A 2,192-nucleotide genomic window follows, 5' to 3' on the forward strand; every position below is an offset into this window, starting at 1 on the left:
GTGGCCAGCTCCCGGACGATCAGGGCGAGCAGGCCGAGCAGGGCGTCGTCGGGGTCGCGCACATCCAGGACGACGTCGGCGCCGCCGCCGCAGTGGAGGTCGGTGCTGAACAGGCGTCCGTCGACGGCGTCACCGAACAGGGCGTCCACGGTCAGGCGAGTGGCGGTCAGCGGCGCTCCGCCGGACAGCGCGGGGGTGGAGCGCAGCCGTACGCGGGAGGGGCGGGGGATGGCGGTGCCGCGCTCAGTATCGCGTTCGGTGTCGGCACCCCACCAGTGGGTGTGCCAACGCCGCCATCGTGTGACCGGCCCGCCCAGGTGCTCGGCGGTGTCGCGTACCAGGCGGGCGGCGATGCGTTTGAACAGGGAGAACAAGGCGGTGTCACCGAGGACGGGAGCCAGGCGCACGTCGGTGGGCCCCGTGGAGGCGGTCGAACCGGCAGGACCGCTGAGGGCACTGGGGCCAGGGGGACCTGTGGGAGTAGCGGGGTCGGCGGGGAAGGCTGACGCACCCGGGAAACCATCGGCGCCGGTGACGACCGGGCGGTACCGGTGGGCACGGTCCACCTCCCCGATCCGGTCGCCGACGGGCACATCCCCGACCATGAGCAGACCGGGGCGCGGCTCCGGCGCCCCGTCGGCCCCGGGCGGCGCCGCGCGTTCGGCGACGGCCAGGGTCAGGTGGAGCTCGGCCCGGTGGCGACGGTCGGCGACGGCGGACCGGGCGACCAGCTCGACGACGGCCGCGTCACGCCCGTGGACGACCAGTGCCCCGCCGAGGGCGTCCGCCAGAGCGGCCGCGTCCCCGTCCGCCGCCGCGTCCCCCGACCAGCGCTCGGCCCACGTGCGCGCGTGGTAGGCGAACCACCCGTGCTCCTCGGACAGGTCGTGGCGGAGCACGGACCAGCGCTCGGCCCGCACCGAGCCGTATCCGCGCCCGGACCTGCCCCCGATACGCGCCCCGGGCCCCGCGCCGTCCAGACCTCCCGCGGCCAGGACGAGCAGCGCCAACAGCCGCGGTTCGTCCTCCGGGGCGGGAACGGCCAACCGCAGGTGCGCGGTGAGGACCGTCCCGGAGGGCAGGACTTCCCACTGCCACGTCCGGCCCGGGAGCACGGCCCCGGCCGCCGGGTCCACGCGCGTTCCCACCCGGACCGCGACCGCGGCCCCCTCCGGCAGTTCGGCCTGGGCGTCGTCCAGGTCCAGCGCGCTGGGGACGGGAGGCGGCACCTCCTGGCCGACCTCGTCCCGGGGCTCTGAGGCGCCGAGGAGCGCACGGACCCCTTCCGGGTCACCGGTGCGGTCGGCCAGTTCGTGCCGCAGGATCCCGGCCAGGGTCGTGGCCCGCAGACGCGGCAACCCGGTGCGCGGGTCGCGGTCCAGACACAGGTCGACATCGGTCTCCGCGGCATGGCGGGGCGTGGCCTGGGCCGCTCCGACATGGGTGTCGGAGAGCAGGCGCAGCCGTGCGGTCACCTCCCAGACCAGTGCGGGCGGAAAGGGCGGCGGGACGGGGTCGGGGCTCACCGCCGACCTCCCCGTTCACGGGGTGCAGGGCCGTCGGGCACGGAGCGCGCGGCCCGGGCGGCCTCGGCCAACCAGGAGGCGACCAGCAGCAGGCACAGACGCGCTGACGCACGGCGCTCCCAGGACAGGGCGGACTCCGACAGCCCGCTCGGACGGGTCCGTGGCGGGCGCCCGTCGAACAGGGTCAGGTCCACGGCGGCGACGGCCTCGGCGTAGGCGGGGTCGTGGTCGGGGTCGGGCCGGTTGTCGGCCCACCAGGCGGCGGTGCCGTCGGCGAGTCCCTCCAACCAGGCGCGGACGCTGACGGTTCCATGCCGACCGGGGCGGAGGAGGCGGGCTCGTTCCAGGGCGCGCGCGGCTCGGTCACGCAGGACCCCGCGTGCTCCGGAGCGGTCGTCGTCCGAGCCGCGCGGGGGACGGCCCGCGACGGTGCGTTCGAGGGCGGCCAGGGCGTCCTGCGGGGTGTGGTGGGGGTGGGCGACGACCTCGCGCAGGCGGCCCAGCAAGCTCGGCGTGAGCGGTGTGAGCAGGTGCGCCGAACCCTGGGCGAGCTCTCGGGCGTGGGCGCGAACGGGTGGGGCCGCGGCGTTCCAGAGCAGGTCGTCGAAGAGGGCACGCACTCGGTCGTCGTCCTCCGGGGCGGGCGGAGCGGGGGGGGGCCCGCCC

General features: G+C 76.7%; 1 protein-coding gene and 1 pseudogene. Both read right to left on the reverse strand.

What is annotated here, in order from left to right; genetic code table 11:
* A partial coding sequence (locus tag D471_RS41695) for an RAMP superfamily CRISPR-associated protein (RefSeq protein ID WP_017598445.1) occupies positions 1-1,526 on the reverse strand: 1,526 nt, incomplete at its 3' end.
* A pseudogene (locus tag D471_RS40105) lies at positions 1,523-2,192 on the reverse strand (hypothetical protein); the annotation flags it as partial. The pseudogene D471_RS40105 and the gene D471_RS41695, both read right to left, overlap by 4 nt.

Origin of the sequence: Nocardiopsis lucentensis DSM 44048, from assembly GCF_000341125.1 — a bacterium.
Taxonomy (GTDB): domain Bacteria; phylum Actinomycetota; class Actinomycetes; order Streptosporangiales; family Streptosporangiaceae; genus Nocardiopsis; species Nocardiopsis lucentensis.